The organism is Acinetobacter sp. AR2-3 (genome assembly GCF_001878775.1).
Lineage (GTDB): Bacteria > Pseudomonadota > Gammaproteobacteria > Pseudomonadales > Moraxellaceae > Acinetobacter > Acinetobacter lwoffii_D.
In genome coordinates this window covers 1-17,608 of sequence record NZ_MJIQ01000035.1, presented here as the reverse complement: position 1 = coordinate 17,608, position 17,608 = coordinate 1, and the positions used below count along the sequence as shown (strand labels likewise).

At 42.8% G+C, this 17,608-nt stretch carries 12 protein-coding genes; 4 read left to right on the top strand and 8 right to left on the bottom strand.

The genetic code is table 11. The annotated features are described in order from the left end of the window. The first annotated feature begins 25 nt into the window (after window positions 1-25). Window positions 26-1,291, top strand: a complete 1,266-nt coding sequence (locus BFN00_RS05255; RefSeq protein ID WP_004646966.1) for a DcaP family trimeric outer membrane transporter — start codon at window positions 26-28, stop codon at window positions 1,289-1,291. Between the two features lie 17 nt (window positions 1,292-1,308). Beyond that, a complete protein-coding gene (locus BFN00_RS05250) occupies window positions 1,309-2,508 on the top strand; it encodes an MFS transporter (protein ID WP_004646967.1) in 1,200 nt (399 codons plus the stop codon). 173 nt (window positions 2,509-2,681) lie between these two features. On the opposite strand, the gene BFN00_RS05245 is transcribed toward BFN00_RS05250, so the two are convergent. The 6 genes from BFN00_RS05245 to BFN00_RS05220 all read right to left on the bottom strand — a co-directional run bounded on the left by BFN00_RS05245 (window position 2,682) and on the right by BFN00_RS05220 (window position 10,759). After that, window positions 2,682-5,261: a bifunctional diguanylate cyclase/phosphodiesterase gene (locus tag BFN00_RS05245; RefSeq protein ID WP_071850668.1), complete on the bottom strand. Its 2,580-nt coding sequence runs from the start codon at window positions 5,259-5,261 to the stop codon at window positions 2,682-2,684. A gap of 206 nt (window positions 5,262-5,467) precedes the next feature. Next, window positions 5,468-6,127, bottom strand: coding sequence for a 3-oxoacid CoA-transferase subunit B (locus BFN00_RS05240; RefSeq protein ID WP_071850667.1), 660 nt, complete (start codon window positions 6,125-6,127; stop codon window positions 5,468-5,470). Then, window positions 6,127-6,798, bottom strand: a complete 672-nt coding sequence (locus tag BFN00_RS05235; protein ID WP_071850666.1) for a 3-oxoacid CoA-transferase subunit A — start codon at window positions 6,796-6,798, stop codon at window positions 6,127-6,129. The genes BFN00_RS05240 and BFN00_RS05235 overlap by 1 nt, the downstream gene beginning before the upstream one ends. A gap of 40 nt (window positions 6,799-6,838) precedes the next feature. Next, window positions 6,839-8,119: an MFS transporter gene (locus tag BFN00_RS05230; protein WP_071850665.1), complete on the bottom strand. Its 1,281-nt coding sequence runs from the start codon at window positions 8,117-8,119 to the stop codon at window positions 6,839-6,841. 254 nt (window positions 8,120-8,373) lie between these two features. Further along, window positions 8,374-9,573, bottom strand: coding sequence for an acyl-CoA dehydrogenase (locus BFN00_RS05225; protein WP_005096909.1), 1,200 nt, complete (start codon window positions 9,571-9,573; stop codon window positions 8,374-8,376). Between the two features lie 31 nt (window positions 9,574-9,604). Next, window positions 9,605-10,759 carry an acyl-CoA dehydrogenase family protein gene (locus BFN00_RS05220; RefSeq protein WP_071850714.1) on the bottom strand — a complete coding sequence of 385 codons (1,155 nt, stop codon included), beginning with the start codon at window positions 10,757-10,759 and terminating at the stop codon, window positions 9,605-9,607. A 502-nt stretch (window positions 10,760-11,261) separates the two neighbouring features. On the opposite strand from BFN00_RS05220, the gene BFN00_RS05215 reads away from it, so the two are divergent. Together BFN00_RS05215 and BFN00_RS05210 are read left to right on the top strand one after the other, a co-directional pair. Next, entirely contained in the window at window positions 11,262-12,098 is an 837-nt protein-coding gene (locus tag BFN00_RS05215) for an IclR family transcriptional regulator (RefSeq protein ID WP_004280319.1), read from the top strand. A gap of 223 nt (window positions 12,099-12,321) precedes the next feature. Then, window positions 12,322-14,034, top strand: coding sequence for an electron transfer flavoprotein-ubiquinone oxidoreductase (locus tag BFN00_RS05210; protein ID WP_071850664.1), 1,713 nt, complete (start codon window positions 12,322-12,324; stop codon window positions 14,032-14,034). Between the two features lie 258 nt (window positions 14,035-14,292). Here BFN00_RS05210 and BFN00_RS05205 read toward each other — a convergent pair whose 3' ends face one another. Beyond that, the gene (locus BFN00_RS05205) at window positions 14,293-16,494 is read right to left on the bottom strand and encodes an OsmC domain/YcaO domain-containing protein (protein ID WP_071850663.1); all 2,202 of its coding nucleotides are present in this window, start codon (window positions 16,492-16,494) and stop codon (window positions 14,293-14,295) included. A gap of 334 nt (window positions 16,495-16,828) precedes the next feature. Then, window positions 16,829-17,578, bottom strand: coding sequence for a TorF family putative porin (locus tag BFN00_RS05200; RefSeq protein WP_071850662.1), 750 nt, complete (start codon window positions 17,576-17,578; stop codon window positions 16,829-16,831). Window positions 17,579-17,608: the final 30 nt, after the last annotated feature.

The window sequence follows — 17,608 nt, the reverse complement described above, 5'->3', positions numbered from 1 at the left end:
TAAAAATTTCTTTAGGGATTAAGAAATGAAAAAATTAGTTTTAGCGACATTATGTGGTATTGCTTCAGCACAGGCATTTTCAGCAGAAGCTTCTGAAGACCGTATGCAATTTCTTGAGTCACAGTTAAAGCAAATCCAGGCAGAACTAGAACAACAAAAAGCCGCGCAACTTGCATTAAAGAACCAGCAGGAACAAGCCAAAGCGCAAGACTCTAAAACGCTGAGTTCAATGGTAGATAATGTCGATGTTTATGGCTTGATCCGCTTTGATGGTGCAGTCGATTTCAAAAGTACTACTGAAGCCCGTGGCCGTACCATTAACCAGATTAATAAAGTACCTTTTACTGAACCGGATTCTGTACGTTCCGATTTTACTGCGGCTGCCAGCCGGATTGGTTTCCTGGCCAAAGATCTAGGAGGCAATCCGAATGTTTCTGCTCGTTTAGAAGCCGACTTCTGGACCAACAATGGTAAAGGCGATGGTGGATTACGTATCCGTCATGCACACTTAAAATACTATAACTGGACGTTTGGTCAGGCCTGGTCATTGATGTCAACACCAGAGATTAGCACTGAAGCTGTCGACTACAGCTTGTTCCTGGGTGGATCAGTCTTACGTACACCTCAGGTGAGCTATGCTTTCAAACTTGATCCGGAAAATACCTGGAATGTCGGTCTGGAGTACATGGCCGGTGGCGATCGTTCTTCTGCCTTACCTGCCTTAAGCACTAAATATGTTCATCAATCAGGCCCTCTTCATTTATTAGCTCAAGGCTTTGTCAATCAAAAGCAAGCGCAAACAGATACAGGTGATATTGAAAAAGTTGGCTGGGGTGTGGGCGTTGGTGGACGTTACCGTTTAGATGATCAAAACTCAATTCAGGGGAACTATTTCCATATGGTCGGTGATCAGCGTATTGCAGCTTTCTTGACTCAAGGTTCAACAACCGATGGTGCTGCCTGGGGTGGCGATTATTCAGTCGATCCAATCAATAATGAACTTTTATTGAATGAGTTCAATAGTATAAATATTGGCTTCACGCATAAATTTACGCCGAAACTACGTAGTAGTATTAATGCCAGCGTGGTTGATTTTGATGATTCTAGCGATTATGCCAAAGCCAATCCGGAAACCAATAAGCGCTTAACCGACTATGTGGCTAACGTGATCTATTCTCCTGTTCCAAAGATTAATTTGGGTGCAGAATATCATCATGGCAAGCGTGAAACCTTTGACAATAAGGAAGCAGATATTTCGCGTATCAACCTCTCTGCCAACTATAGTTTTTAAAGCCTCAGGAGACAAGGATGTCAGCCCAAGGGCAAATTTCACGCCGTTTCATGTTCATGATGGCAATGACCTGCGCACTCTGCGCAGGTTGTAACTATTTTAACCAGCCCTTGATTTATTCTATTGCAGAGGATCTGCAGATCAGTGTGGCTCAGTCTGGCTGGACTGTAGTACTGACCCAGATTGGCTATGCCACCGGATTATTTTTGTTTGTCCCTTTGGGTGACTTGTTCGAAAAACGGTTGTATATCTGCAGTTTGATGTTCTGTACCGGATTGGCGCTTATTGGGCTTTCAGCCAGTACCAATCTGCATATGTTGTATGGCTTTACCCTGCTCGCCTCTTTTTGTTCGATCACCACCCAGATTCTGATTCCTTTTGCCGCCAGCCTGTCGCAGCGTGATAAAAGTGCCGAAGTCGTTGGCCTACTCATGAGTGGTGTTCTGGTGGGTATTCTGTTTGCCCGTACCGTGGCCGGACTGATTTCTACTTTATGGTCCTGGCATGCGGTGTACTTGTTTAGTGGTTGTGCAATTCTTCTGCTGAGTCTGGCCATGTGGTTCCAGTTACCAAGCGCTAAGAGCCAGTTGCAGATGAATATATTGCAAATTTATCGCTCACTATTTACCTTTGCACGCACAGAACCCATGCTGATCCGGCGTAGTATGATCGGAGGTTTGGGTTTTGGCATGCTGAGTATTATCTTTACTACCATGACTTTTATTCTGGCTGAAGCACCTTATCATTTTAATGATTTCCAGATTGGCCTCATGGGCATTGTGGGGGTGGTCGGCATCTGGTCCTCTCAGTGGACCGGTAAAATGATTGGCAGGCATCGGGAAAAATGGATTGCGCATCTGGCTACGTGCGGACTGATTCTGGCCTGGATTCCTTTATTCTTTGCCCAGAATTATTTATGGATTTATATCTTGGGCTTAATTCTGGCTTATTTTGGAATTTCCTGTTTGCATGTCTTGAACCAGAATCTGGTCTATCGAATTTCAATGCAGGCTCGCTCGCGGATTAATGCCATCTATATGACCTGTTATTTTTCAGGTGCCGGTCTGGGTGCATTTTTATCGCTGCATTTATGGAAAAGCTATGGCTGGTCTGCCTGCGTCATTTTAGGTTTTATTTTTGCCGTGTTGATCTTTTTGATTAACTATTATGATTTAAACCAAGAAAGAAATTTAGCCAATATTCAGCCTGAGCCTTAGATACTGTTAAAAACCTTTGGGGTTAAAAGCTTATTTTTTTATCCCGCTTTCTGTACCGAGCATAAATTATAGAACTGATACGCTCATAAAATAGGAAAATTCTTGAGGTCTGTTTATCATTGTCTTTCTATCTGAAGAGCGGTTGAAAATATTGATATTTTAACTTTTTAGAGTTAATTCAATTTACTATTTTCCATTGCGAGATAAATAGGTTTCAATTCAGTTAAAGGTGCAGGTTTTGCATAAAAGAAGCCTTGTAGCAGATCACAGCCCTGTTGATAGAGCAAACTAGCCTGACTTAAGGTTTCGACCCCTTCCGCGACAACTTCCAAATCCAGCTGATGTGCCAAGTGAATAATCGATTGCACAATTGCAGCATCCTGACCATCGAGGGTCAGCTCTTCAATAAAACTACGGTCCAACTTGATTTGATTGATCGGCAAGCGACGTAGATAACTGAGACTCGAATAACCTGTGCCAAAGTCATCAATGGCAACCTGTACACCTAAAGTACGCACCGCTTTCAAAATTTCTATGGTTCGATCTGCGCCATTAATGATGACACCTTCCGTAATTTCAATTTTAAGTAATTCCGGCGGTAATTGACTGAGTTCAAGCGCATGTTCAAGTACCTGCAAAAAGCCTGCTCTACGGAATTGCAAAGGAGAAATATTCACCGATACTGTAATCTGGCTATTGTGCGTCTTGTTCCACTCCGCAATATCTAGACAGGCCTTTTCCAATACCCATTGACCTACGCTAATAATTTGCCCGGTTCTTTCTGCAAGTGGAATAAAAATCGCTGGGGAAATATAACCCTGCTGTGGATGGCACCAACGGATTAAAGCTTCTACACCTGTTACCAGTCCAGTTTCAGGATGAATCAACGGCTGATAGAACAGGTCAAAATTTTCCTGATTGATCGCTTCCATGAGTTCCAGACGCAGATTGGTATAGTCTATTTCTGCGACAGGCTGCATTCTGGTTTTTTCATACCACTGCCACATATTACGACCTTGTCTTTTGGCTTCCTGCATCGCCAAAACAGACTGATAAATCAATTCAGAAGAATGATGAATTGAACTGTCATCTGCCACGATACCAATACTGGCACTTAAATGTATTTTGTACTGATCGACAATAAACAGCATGGAAAGAAGATCAAGAATTTCTCCGGCGATCGCCTCGACTTCAGTGTGCTCATCTGTCCCTGAGAGCAGTAAAATAAATTCATCTTCAGCAAAGCGGCATAGCACATTATTGCCTTGAACAAATTTTTGCAGCCGCTCGCCCACACTTTTGAGAATCTGGTCACCCACCAGATGACCTAAGCTGTCGTTGATATTTTTAAAGTCGTCCAGATCTATATACAGCAAGACTAAAGGTTGTGAGTTCTCGTGCTGTACTTCAAAAATATCTTCCAGAATCTGTTTGAATGCATGCTGGTTCGGTAAACCGGTTAAATGATCATGAGTATGCTGATGCTGAATATATTCTTCGTGAATACGTTGCTGGGTAATATCTTCCTGAATCCCCAAAAAATGGGTGCAGGTTCCTGTCTGGTCAAAAATAGGACCTATGGTTAAACGATTCCAGAACCAGCTGCCATCTTTACAGTAACTTTTTATAGTCACCTGAATTTCTTTTTGTTCTTTGACCGCTTGCTTGAGTAATGCAATCTGATCCGGATCAGTATCTGGACCCTGTAAGAAAAAACAGCTTTGTCCTAATACTTCTGCTGCTGTATAACCGGTGAGCTTTAGAAAAGCCGGATTTACATACACCATTAGCCTTTCTTCAGAGACATCGGTAATAAAAAGACTATTCGGACTGGCCTCTACCCCCCGTTTTAATAATCGTAGAGACTCCTTGTTTTCACGCGATACAGTAATATCTCGGGCAATGCCAATAATACCGGTGACTTTCTGATTTTGAATAATCGGTAAATTGGTCAGATCCAGCCATAAGATATCGCCTGCAACATTATAAATTGGAAGTTCATAATGTTGAGATTTACCTTGCGCCGCTTCTGAAAATGAAACGTTAGCAAGTTCATGGAATTCGGGCGGTATGAAGGCACAATAGTGCTGACCATGGATTTGCGCTTTAGAAAAACCTGTAATTTCTTCGCAAGCAATATTGGTATTAAGCACATGTCCCTGTAGGTCAAGTTCAAAAATAATATCTGGATGATAGGTATAAAATGAGCTGTATTTTTCATTAAGCTCATGTCTTTTTTGACGTTCCTGATCAAGCTCAATTGCGAGAGCAACTAATTTTGCCGCTTGCTGTAAAAGCTGAATATGATGTTCAGTCGGTATTTTCGGTGTTCGATAATAAGTGGCAAACGTTCCGTACAAAATATCTGAAGCATTAATAATCGGCATAGACCAGCAGCTAGACAATTTTTCTGCATTTACCAAAGCACGGTAAGACTGCCAGTTTGGGTCTTTCATTAAATTCGGACTAATGACCAACTGACGTAAGAAAGCAGCTACGCCACACGATCCTTGATTTGGCCCAATTTTCAAATCTTGAATAGCATTACAGTACTCTTTTGAAAAGTGCTGTTTGCCACTTATAACATTTAAAGTTTGGGTGTCATCCTGATAGAGCATAATGGTGACAAGCGCATCTGGAATGCGCGATTCAAGCCACTGGCTAATGACATCGAGGATAGGCTTAAGTTCAGTATGGCGACCAATCAGATTAAAAATATGAAAAATTTCTTGATCATCACAATTATTATTCATTCAGACTATCACCTTCCTTAGCTTGTTAACATTTTAGACTTATTATTAAAATAATCATTAGCAAAAGTTTGTATTTATATCTTTAAAATACGGAAATATGGTCAATATTACGTGTATTTGATAATAATTCTAAAATTTAAAAATCACAGCCGAAGCTGTGATCTAAAACTATACTTTTACTCAATCAGAATATTACGGACTTATTTTTAGGCTGCTTGTTGACGACAGTCCACTAATTTACAGCCAGTCTGCCGTTGCAATTCTTCAAAACTTAAGCCATCCACTATTTCAATAACCTGAGCCTGGTTGTCTTTTAATTCAATCACACAGAGATCGGTATAAATACGGTTGACACAATGTTTACCTGTTAGAGGATAAGTCAGTTCTTCAACAATTTTTGCCTCACCGTTTTTGGTCACATGTTCCATGCAAACATAGACACAGCGAGCACCCACTGCCAGATCCATCGCACCGCCTACAGCAGGTACAGCATCAGCATTACCGGTATGCCAGTTCGCCAGATCACCATTAATAGCGACCTGAAAAGCCCCCATGATACAGATATCCAGATGCCCGCCTCGCATGATATCGAAAGAGTCCGCAGAATTCATAAAACTGCCACCTTGCAACATGCTTACGAGTTCTTTGCCGGCGTTAATCAGATCATCATCCGCCTGGTCAGGATCGCTCAATGCAGCAAAACCTAAAACGCCATTTTCCGAGTGCAGAATTACCTCCTGCTCAGGTTTTAAATAACCTGCTACGCGTGTCGGTAAACCAATACCCAAATTTACAAAAGAGCCGGTTGGAATGTCTTGTGCAACTTTAGCTACAATCTGTTCACGTGTACGTTTTTGAATATTCATTATTTAATATCTCCAACTTTGACCACATGCTGTACAAAAATCCCTGGCGTTACGATGATCTCTGGATCAAGCTCTCCCAGTTCCACAATCTGATGAACTTGAGCAATGGTAGTTTTTGCGGCTTTGGCCATGATCGGACCAAAATTCCGTGCTGCCTTACGGTAGGTCAAGTTGCCCCACTGATCTGCCTGATTGGCATACACAAAGGCATAATCAGCATGAATCGGATATTCCAGCACATAATCTTTTCCATTGATATTTCGGGTTTCTTTACCTTCAGCAATTTTGGTACCAAAACCGGTTGGAGTAAAAACAGCTCCTAAGCCTGCACCGGCTGCCTGAATACGGCAGGCTAGATTGCCTTGTGGCACCAGTTCCAGCTCAACTTTTCCTGCCTTGTACATATCTTCAAAGACGGTTGAGTTATTGGCCCGTGGGAATGAACAGATCATTTTTTTAACCAGTCCAGACAACAGCAGATTGGTTAGACCACGATCTCCAGAAGCTGCATTGTTGTTAATAATGGTTAAGTCTCTAGGACCAAGATCAATTAATGCTTCGATTAATTCTACCGGCTGACCTGCCAGGCCAAAACCACTGGTCATAATGTGTGCACCATCAGGAATTTGCTTGAGTACTGTCTCGATATCCTGCGTGATTTTATTCATCATATTGCTTCCTAGCATGTTCTATCTATATTACGAGTGCAGATTAATCTGCCTTTTGCGGATCAAATAAGCGGTCTTTAATAAAGAAAGCGGGTATCAGGCCGCAAAGAAAATAGGCAATCCCCATAATCAGTAAGCCCGTACCAATTGAACCTCCTTGAGCAAAATAGCCAATGGTAAGAGGTGCAAACACCGCACCCAGTCGGCCCACGTTATAGGCACCGCCCACGGCCGTTCCACGCACTTTGGTGGAGAAGCTTTCTGTCATGTAAGTCGCATTAATACCGTATGGAATACCATAGAGAAAACCGAAAAATAACATCAGCCAGAGAATGTTATCTGGCGTATTACCAAAGACAATCACAGGGATAAAAATTGCAGTGCCCATGGTGCCAAAAGCAAATACCGCACGACGGCCAATCCGGTCAGCGATAAAACCGGCAATGACTTTGGTACACATCATGATCAGGAAAGTTCCGATCATATACATGGTCATTTCTTTAAACTTGATTCCCAGATCAGTCTCTAAATAGGCCGGTAGCCAGTTGCTGACTCCATAATAGCCAAACTGTAAAAATGCGGTACTGAAGGACCAGAGGATAAACATGCGGCGGCTAAGTGCATCTTCAAAAATCATTTTGAAAGTGTTCTTGGGCTTTTCCTGAATAATACCACTGGCTTTTGCATCCAGGCGGGCCTGACGTGCTTCTAACCAGGCTTTCGGTTCAGGCACCAAGAAGTACATCGCGAAGGCCAGTACAATTGGAATAATGGCAATATAATAGAGGTATCGCCAGCCAAATTCAGGCAACAGCCATCCAGCCAGAACAGTTGCGACCACCGAGCCTAAAGTCCAGCCAGTCATGAGCGTTGCCAATACTGTAGAGCGATATTTGGTGGGTACATACTCTGCCATGAGTGTGTTACAGGCAATATATAGAGCACCTAGTCCAATTGCAGACGTAAAGCGCAGCCATTTGAACTGATCGTAACTTTCCACGAATCCTAACCAGAAAGTTAATGAAGAAAACAATGCGATGGCGATGACGATCACACGAACCCGGCCAAAACGGTCACAAGCCCAGCCACCAAAAAAACCGCCGATAGCCATCCCTGCAAGCGTCCAGCTTCCCAAGGCACCGGCCTGCATATTACTTAATGAAAATTCTTGTTTCAGACTGGTCAGACTGTAGGCTAATAATGCAATGTCAGCACCATCAACCAGTAATGCCAAAAATGAGAAAATAAAGGCCAGAATCCAGACTCTTTGCTTGGGTTCGTTTCCACCTTCCACTGGGTGTTGTTGTGAACTGATCGTATCCATAATGCTCTTTCTACTTTTCGGCACTCCTGTGCCTTTTAAAAATCAATATTTCACTTAATTATTTAATTGAAATATATAATATTTATTGATCATTATCACGCTTTAACAAAGTGATATAAAAATGCTTTTCAAGTTTTTTAAAAGTTGAATACGGTGAAATCACATAGCAATACATTGAAAGATATGATTAAGCACAATTCTTAAACCCGTAAAACAATCTAGCCAGCAATGCTGGCTAGAGGGAGATCTCAGGTTTAGTTGCAAAAGGCTGCAATTCCGGTTTGTGCACGACCTAAAATCAAGGCATGTACATCATGGGTACCTTCATAGGTATTTACCACTTCCAGATTAACCAGATGACGGGCCACACCGAATTCATCAGAAATCCCGTTACCGCCCATCATGTCACGGGCCAAACGGGCAATATCCAGTGCCTTGCCACAGTTATTACGCTTAATTAAAGACGTACCTTCAACTGAAGCAATGCCCTCATCTTTCATACGGCCAAAACGTAAAGCCACCTGCAAACCGAGTGCAATTTCAGTTTGCATATCTGCCAGTTTTTTCTGGATCAGCTGATTCGCAGCGAGTGGTCGGCCAAACTGTTTACGATCCATGGTGTATTGATGTGCGGTATGCCAGCAGAATTCTGCTGCACCCATGGCCCCCCAGGCAATCCCGTAACGTGCACTGTTCAAGCAGGTAAAAGGCCCTTTTAAACCACGAACTTCCGGAAATGCATTTTCTTCCGGAACAAAGACGTTATCCATTACAATTTCACCGGTGATTGAGGCACGTAGACCCACTTTACCGTGAATCGCTGGAGCAGAAAGCCCTTCCCAGCCTTTTTCTAGAATAAAGCCGCGAATGTCACCGACATTGCCTTCAGCAGATACCTCTTTGGCCCAAACTACAAATACATCGGCAATCGGGCTGTTGGTAATCCACATTTTTGCGCCTGTTAAACGGTAACCACCCTCGACTTTTTTAGCACGGGTAATCATGCTGCCAGGATCTGATCCATGATCTGGCTCAGTCAAGCCGAAGCAACCAATATACTCACCAGTTGCCAATTTTGGTAAATACTTCTGCTTTTGCTCTTCAGAACCAAATTCATTAATGGGTACCATCACCAGAGAGCTTTGTACGCTGGCCATTGAGCGGTAACCTGAATCGACACGTTCAACTTCACGGGCAATCAGACCATAACTGACATAATTTAAACCTGCACCACCGTATTGTTCTGGAATGGTTGGGCCTAGCAGACCAAGTTCACCCATCTCACGGAAAATAGCCGGATCGGTTTTTTCATGACGAAACTGTTCCAGTACACGCGGCATCAGTTTGTCTTGACAGTACGCTGCCGCTGCATCGCGGATCATGCGTTCTTCTGACGTCAGTTGCTGTTCGATTAAAAACGGGTCTTGCCAATCAAATCTAATTTTTGTCGTCATTTTAATATTTCCTTATTTTAAAATTATGAGATTAGGCGGTTGCCTGTTTAATCATTTCACGCGCAATAATAATTTGCTGGATTTGTGTGGTTCCTTCATATAAACGGAACAGACGCACATCACGGTAGAAACGTTCAATTGAATATTCACTGATATAACCCGCTCCGCCATGAATCTGCAAACAGCGATCAGCAACTCGACCACACATTTCGGTTGCAAACATTTTGGCACAAGAGGCTTCAGTCGTAACATTTCGACCCACATCACGCAGACGCGCAGCATCCAGCACCATACATTTGGCTGCATAAATCTCGGCCTTAGAGTCTGCCAACATCCCCTGGATCAGCTGGAAATTCGCAATGGGCTGACCAAACTGTTTGCGTTCCACTGCATAGTTAAGTGCGTCTTCCAGCATGCGCTCTGCCATGCCAACGCTATAACCGGCAATGTGCAGACGACCCTTATCCAGCACACGCATTGCTGTTTTAAAGCCGATCCCTTCTACACCGCCAATCAGTTGATCTTTATGCACTTTACAGTTATCAAAAATTACATCACAGGTATAGGAACCATGTTGGCCCATTTTCTTGTCAATTTTACCTAGGCTTAAACCAGGTGTACCTGCTTCGACTAGAAATGCTGAAATACCGCTCGCACCTTTAATCTCTTGATTGGTACGTGCCATCACGGTAAATGTCGTGGCGCGTGGCGCATTGGTGATGAAGCGTTTAGTTCCGTTTAAAATATAATAATCGCCGTCTTTGACTGCACTGGTTTTTAAAGCAGCAGCGTCTGAGCCGGAATCTGGTTCAGTCAAACAGAATGAACCAATAATTTCGCCCGTTGCATAACGCGGTAAATATTTCTGTTTTTGCTCTTCTGTACCGTCGATAATGATGCCGCTTGAGCCAATGCCGTTGTTAGTACCAATTAAAGAGCGAAAGGCAGCCGATGTATGGCCCAATTCCATCGCGACCAGAATTTCTTCTTCCATGGTAATGCCTAAACCACCATATTCTTCAGGAATCGTCAGGCCAAACAAGCCCAGCTCTTTCATCTGTTCCACAATATGTTCAGGAATGGCATTGTTCTCTTCTACTTCATGCTCAAGAGGCACCAGTTCATTTTTTACAAAATCGCGAATCGTTGACAGAAGTTGGTCGAGCATTTCCGGATCACGAATCATATGAATCTCCATGGATATAATTTAGGTAAATTCCTTTACCCTTATTTTTGTTTCGTATTACGAAATAAATAATCATATAAAATCATTTTGAGCAAGTGAAATTATTAAAAATTTTATATTTTAACTAAAAAATGAAATTTTTCTGGTATTCCAGTTGATTTGTGTTTAATATTTAATTTCACGATACGAAATATTTTGATGAGTGATTATTCTATTTATCAGTTTTTTTGAATAGATAATTAAACCTTTTTTCTTGCTGTAATATTTATCGATCACTGACTCTTTCGGAGAAATCGAAACTTTTTAAATATATTGGCTACGTGTTAAACCTAAAAAACTAGATGATTTTATATTGTCTTCAAAGTTGGGTAACAAAATTCTTTCCGACCACAAATAATTTCGACACTTTTCCTATATTTTATCTTTTGTAGAAGTGTTTTATTTTGTATCGTGAAATTATGTTGCTATCATATTCATTAATTTAACTTTAATTGCCCTGACCATGACAAAAAATAAAACTGGTGAAATTCCCAACTTTGATGAAATCCGTTTAGATCCGATTTCACATATTCATAGAGAAAATAATCCTCAATTTATTGCATCTATTGCGCGTGGATTAGAAATTTTGCGTTGCTTTTCAGCGACCAATCAATTGCTTGGCAATCAGGAAATTGCACAATTAACCAACTTACCCAAGCCAACTGTGGCCCGTATTACCAGCACCCTGGTTTCTTTAGGTTATTTAAAACAACTACCGAATACCACGAAATATCTGTTGGATGTTGGCGTATTGGCTTTGGGTTATGCAGCTTTGAGTAATATTTCTGCGCGGACTCAGGCTTATCCGTTTATGGAAGAAATGTCCCGTTATTCCCAAGCCCCTGTGGCAATGGCTACCCGTGACCGTTTGAGCATGATTTATCTGGAAGTGGTACATACAGAATCGACGCTAACCATGCGCCGCCCTGTCGGTTCGACTTTACCGATTCATAGCAGTGCCATGGGACGGGCCTGTCTGGCAGCGATGGATGTGAAGGAACGCGAATATTTATTTGATGCCATCAAGAAAAGAAACGAAGATCAGTGGCCAACCATCAAGCGTAATCTGGAACGTGCAATCCGTGATTATCAGGATTATGGCTACTGTCTGTCTTTAGGTGACTGGGCTAAGGATGTGAATTCCGTGGCAGTTCCGTTGGTTCACCCCAAACATGGGATATTAACGTTTAACTGTGGTGCCCCAAGTTATCTGTTAAATCAGGAAAAACTGGAAAATGAAATTGGACCGCGTCTGATTCACATGGTGAATAATATTGCAATGAATCTCAATAACATATAAAAAATTAATTATCAGAGCGACATTAAGTCGCTCTTTTATTGAATACCCAATCTACACATCTTCTTCCTTTATCCAGAATTCTCAGCAAACCTTTTTAATGCTGCGAAATAGATAAGATTTAAAAAAGATAAATTCCTATTCCAAATAAAAAGATCAAAAATAAGCTTCATAACCGATTTAGATAATGCTATAAATATCGTATAGCGAAATTGGATTTTATATTATGGAAGATATAACAAGAGAATCGATGGAGTTTGACGTCGTCATCATAGGCGCAGGCCCTGCGGGTCTTTCTGCTGCGATCAAAATCCGTCAACTTGCAATTGAAAACAACTTAAACGATTTGTCCGTTTGTGTCGTAGAAAAAGGCTCCGAAGTCGGTGCGCATATTCTGTCTGGTGCTGTGCTTGAACCACGTGCCATGAACGAGCTGTTCCCGGACTGGAAAGAACAGGGTGCCCCGCTGAATGTCCCGGTGACTGAAGATAAAACCTTCTTCCTGCTTTCAGATGAAAAATCACAGGAAGCACCGCACTGGATGGTGCCTAAAACCATGCATAACGATGGCAACTATGTCATTTCACTGGGCAATGTGGTGCGCTGGTTAGGCCAGAAAGCGGAAGAACTGGAAGTGTCGATCTTTCCGGGCTTTGCCGCGTCTGAAATTCTGTATCATGCCGATGGTACAGTCAAAGGCATCCAAACCGGTGATATGGGTATTGGTAAAGATGGCGAACCAATGCATAACTTTACCCCGGGTTATGAACTGCATGCCAAATACACAATTTTCGCTGAAGGCTGTCGTGGTCACTTAGGTAAACGTCTGATCCAGAAGTTCAACCTGGACAAGGACGCTGATCCGCAACACTACGGTATCGGCATTAAAGAGCTTTGGGAAATCGATCCTGCCAAGCATAAACCGGGTCTGGTGATGCACGGTGCCGGCTGGCCACTAAATGAAACTGGTTCTTCAGGTGGCTGGTGGTTATACCATGCTGAGAATAACCAGGTGACTCTGGGCATGATCGTAGATCTGTCTTACACCAACCCGCATATGTATCCCTTCATGGAAATGCAGCGCTGGAAAACCCATCCATTGATCAAGCAGTATCTGGAAGGTGGTAAGCGTATTTCTTATGGTGCGCGTGCTGTGACCAAAGGTGGTTTTAACTCATTACCAAAATTCACCTTCCCGGGTGGTTCTTTGATTGGTGATGATGCCGGCTTCCTGAACTTTGCCAAGATCAAGGGTTCACATACTGCGATGAAATCCGGCATGCTCTGCTGTGAAGCGGTGTTTGAAGCGATTGCTGCTGGTGTAGAAAAAGGCGGTGATCTGGCGGTGGCGCGTGTAGTGGAAGGCGAAGATTTCTTTGTCAAAGAACTGACTGCTTATACCGACAAGTTTAACAACAGCTGGCTGAAAGAAGAGCTGTATAACTCGCGTAACTTTGGCCCGGCAATGCACAAGTTCGGTCAATGGATCGGGGGTGCCTTTAACTTTATCGACCAGAACGTGTTTAAAGTGCCATTTACCCTGCACGATCTGGTTCAAGACCATGCTGCACTAAAAACCCAGGCAGCTGAAAGCTTCAAGCCAAACTATCCAAAACCGGATGGCAAGCTGACCTTTGACCGTCTGTCTTCAGTGTTTGTATCGAATACCGTGCATGAAGAGAACCAGCCAGCACATTTGAAACTCACCGATGCTTCAATTCCGCTGGAAGTCAACCTGCCGACATGGGATGAGCCTGCACAGCGTTACTGCCCGGCGGGGGTCTATGAGATTATGGAAAATAATGACGGTTCGAAACGTTTCCAGATCAATGCAGCCAACTGTGTACACTGCAAGACCTGTGACATCAAGGATCCGTCCCAGAACATCACCTGGGTGACACCGGAAGGTGGTGGTGGTCCGAATTACCCGAATATGTAAGGTAATTCCTGTGAATGAGAAAAATACATCTATTTCTCACATTCATATACCCACTCTTGAAGCAGTTAGTATTAACACTTCACTTTAATTTTTTAGGTAATCCCAGCTCCCTCGGGAGCTGGAATTAATAAGTTAGAATAGAAATAATAGAAAAGATTTTATAGCGTACTGGATATAAAAATGGCTTAACCAAAATGAGCTAAGCCATCTTTAAGATTTAAAACAAATGACGAAAAATTTTAGTCATTCTTCTATGGATTATTGCTGAGCCACAAACTTGGCACGCGCTGCATGCAATTTCTTATAGCTGTCAATTAAACGTAGATGACGATCCAGCCCTTCAAGCTGCATATTGGTTTCGGTCAAACCATAGAAACGGACTGTTCCTTCAATTGAACCTAAAACGGCATCCATACGGGCATCACCAAACATACGACGGAAGTTGTATTCATAATCTTCCAGTTCCATTTCATCATCCAGAATGACTTCCAGAACGACATTCATGCACTGGTAGAACAAGCCACGTTCGACGGTATTGGTATTGAACTGCAGGAACTGCTCAACCAGATCTTTGGCTTCTTCAAATTGCTGCAAAGCCACATAAATTAGAAGTTTCAGTTCCAGAATCGTCAGTTGACCCCATTCGGTATTTTCATCGAACTCAATACCGATTAAGGTTTTGATCTCAGTATAGTCATCCTCATCTGCTTCTTCCAGACGCTCAACCAATGCTTCCAGTTGTTCATCATCCAGACGGTGCAGATTCAGGATATCTTCACGATATAACAAAGCCTTGTTGGTATTGTCCCAAACCAGATCTTCTACCAGATAAATTTCCGAATAGCCCGGTACCAGAATACGGCAAGCTGTTGCACCTAGATGCTGATACACCGCCATATAAACTTCATGGCCCATGTCTTCCAGAATCGTGAATAATTCCTGAGCTTCGTCCGCATTCGAATTTTGACCGTTATTAGTGAAATCCCACTCGACAAAATCATAATCTGATTTCGCGCTGAAGAAACGCCAAGACACTACACCGCTCGAGTCGATGAAATGCTCGACGAAGTTATTTGGTTCAGTCACGGCATTACTGCTAAAGGTTGGTTTTGGCAGATCATTCAGACCTTCAAAACTACGGCCTTGCAATAACTCAGTCAGACTGCGTTCTAATGCCACTTCAAAGTTAGGATGGGCACCGAATGAGGCAAATACACCGCCAGTACGCGGGTTCATCAGGGTGACACACATGACCGGGAACTGACCGCCTAAAGATGCATCTTTGACCAGAACCGGGAAGCCCTGTTCTTCTAGGCCTTTAATGCCTTCAACAATTTTTGGATATTTTGCCAGAACATGTTCAGGCACATCCGGTAGTGCCAGTTCACCTTCCAGAATTTCGCGTTTAACAGCACGCTCGAAAATTTCAGACAGACATTGTACTTGCGCTTCAGCCAAGGTATTGCCGGCACTCATCCCATTGCTCAGGTATAAGTTTTCAATCAGATTGGACGGGAAATAAACGGTTTCACCATCAGATTGACGTACAAATGGCAATGAGCAGATGCCACGAGCCTTGTTCCCAGAGTTGGTGTCATATAAATGTGTACCCAATAATTCATCTTCAGGATCATAAATTTCACGGGTATGTTCATCTAAAACTTCTATAGGTAGTTCGCCATTCGGACCTGGCTGGAACCATTTTTCATCTGGATAATGCACAAATTCGGCATTGGCAATATCCTCACCCCAGAACTGGTCGTTATAGAAGAAGTTGCAGTTTAGACGCTCAATAAATTCACCCAAGGCAGATGCCAGCGCACTTTCTTTGGTCGAGCCCTTACCATTGGTAAAACACATTGGCGACTGCGCATCACGAATATGCAATGACCAGACATTCGGCACAATATTACGCCAAGACGCAATTTCAATCTTCATGCCAAGGCCTGCCAGAATTGCAGACATATTGGCAATGGTTTCTTCCAGCGGAAGGTCTTTACCCGGAATGAAAGTCGTATGATCAGAAGCCAGACTTGGCATTAACAAGGCTTGAGCATCTGCATCGATACTTTCCACTTCTTCAATGACAAATTCAGGACCGGTTTGAATTACTTTCTTGACGGTACAACGGTCGATCGAACGTAAAATTCCTTGGCGATCTTTTTCAGAAATATCAGCCGGCAGTTCCACCTGAATTTTAAAAATCTGTTTATAGCGGTTTTCAGGATCAACAATATTATTTTGCGAAAGGCGGATATTATCAGTCGGAATATCACGTGCTGCACAATATACTTTGACAAAATAAGCCGCACAAAGTGCCGACGACGCCAGAAAATAATCGAATGGGCCAGGTGCCGAACCATCGCCTTTATAGCGGATCGGCTGATCGGCAATCACCGTGAAGTCATCGAACTTGGCTTCCTGGCGTAGATTATCGAGATAATTGACCTTAATTTCCATGTGGATACCTAAATATTCTTATGTGCCGTCACGGACAGATAAGATGCTGAATCTGAATATACAAGCCGGTTCACGGAGGAGAACTTGAATGAAAAATAGAAAATGGTCAGGTTATGCCATTTGACTAAGTGTCTGGATAACGCTGCCGAGAATGGCCGCTATTATAGAATTATTTTATGAAATTGATAATGTTTGTCTGAAATTCTGGCAGATTAAACTAGGCCCTCAGTCTTTCCTGAGCTACAGGAGCATGAATCTACTTCAAGTCATGAATTATATGATCAATCAAGGTTGCGGATGAGGCAGATTTTCACCTGCCTAGTCTGAGATAATCTTAGAAATCATAACTCAGGGCAAATACTGCAAGATTACGCTGCTTGTCAGCATAGCGGTCATAACCGCCAAAGATATATTCACCCGACACACTCAACTGCGGTAAAAGCGCATAACTGAGTCCGGCAGAAGCATAACGAAAGGTAAACTGCTTTTCGGTATCGCCCAGTTCACCGCCCTCATATTTGCCTTCATCGTTAAAATAGCTCCCTGCTGCCGTAACGCTGGCATTCAGGCGATCATTCAATTGATGGCTCAGGTTAAGTGTATAAAAAGTATCGCCCTGATTGGCATAAGCCACATCATAGAGATAGGTTGATACGCTGGCACCGATACTGGTCTGATCATTCAACGTACGACTTACATTTAAACCCAGCTCATTTCCGGTAGTATGCTTGCCGCCCGGATAATAATAGGTTGCGTTCCATAGATCCCAGTCATAATTTTCGCTGCTATGGGTATAACCCACCAGAAAATCATGCTCGAATTTGTCTGAACGATGTCCCTGACGCCCCTGCACTTCTGCATAAGAATATCCAAGCGTAGATCCCCAATATCCGACATAAAAATTGCCGTAAGCTAGATTCAGCCCTGCCTGTACAGCAACGTCGTCATTTTCAGGTGCATTGGTCAAACCGCGGGAGACGTATTTGGAGACCACACTCAAGTTTCCGCTTGCTTCTATTTGTTTTACTTCCGCATCATCGGCATAACAGTAAAAACTTGAAACAGCAGCACAGCCAAACAGCACTGTTTGATTAGATCTCTTGCGAAAGTAAAA

What these genes read in the sequence shown, in the direction of transcription:
- BFN00_RS05225 (WP_005096909.1), bottom strand. Translation starts at nt 9,573, where the DNA reads ATGACGACAAAAATTAGATTTGATTGGCAAGACCCGTTTTTAATCGAA.
- BFN00_RS05210 (WP_071850664.1), top strand. Translation starts at nt 12,322, where the DNA reads ATGGAAGATATAACAAGAGAATCGATGGAGTTTGACGTCGTCATCATA.
- BFN00_RS05250 (WP_004646967.1), top strand. Translation starts at nt 1,309, where the DNA reads ATGTCAGCCCAAGGGCAAATTTCACGCCGTTTCATGTTCATGATGGCA.
- BFN00_RS05215 (WP_004280319.1), top strand. Translation starts at nt 11,262, where the DNA reads ATGACAAAAAATAAAACTGGTGAAATTCCCAACTTTGATGAAATCCGT.
- BFN00_RS05245 (WP_071850668.1), bottom strand. Translation starts at nt 5,261, where the DNA reads ATGAATAATAATTGTGATGATCAAGAAATTTTTCATATTTTTAATCTG.
- BFN00_RS05255 (WP_004646966.1), top strand. Translation starts at nt 26, where the DNA reads ATGAAAAAATTAGTTTTAGCGACATTATGTGGTATTGCTTCAGCACAG.
- BFN00_RS05235 (WP_071850666.1), bottom strand. Translation starts at nt 6,798, where the DNA reads ATGATGAATAAAATCACGCAGGATATCGAGACAGTACTCAAGCAAATT.
- BFN00_RS05230 (WP_071850665.1), bottom strand. Translation starts at nt 8,119, where the DNA reads ATGGATACGATCAGTTCACAACAACACCCAGTGGAAGGTGGAAACGAA.
- BFN00_RS05240 (WP_071850667.1), bottom strand. Translation starts at nt 6,127, where the DNA reads ATGAATATTCAAAAACGTACACGTGAACAGATTGTAGCTAAAGTTGCA.
- BFN00_RS05205 (WP_071850663.1), bottom strand. Translation starts at nt 16,494, where the DNA reads ATGGAAATTAAGGTCAATTATCTCGATAATCTACGCCAGGAAGCCAAG.
- BFN00_RS05220 (WP_071850714.1), bottom strand. Translation starts at nt 10,759, where the DNA reads ATGATTCGTGATCCGGAAATGCTCGACCAACTTCTGTCAACGATTCGC.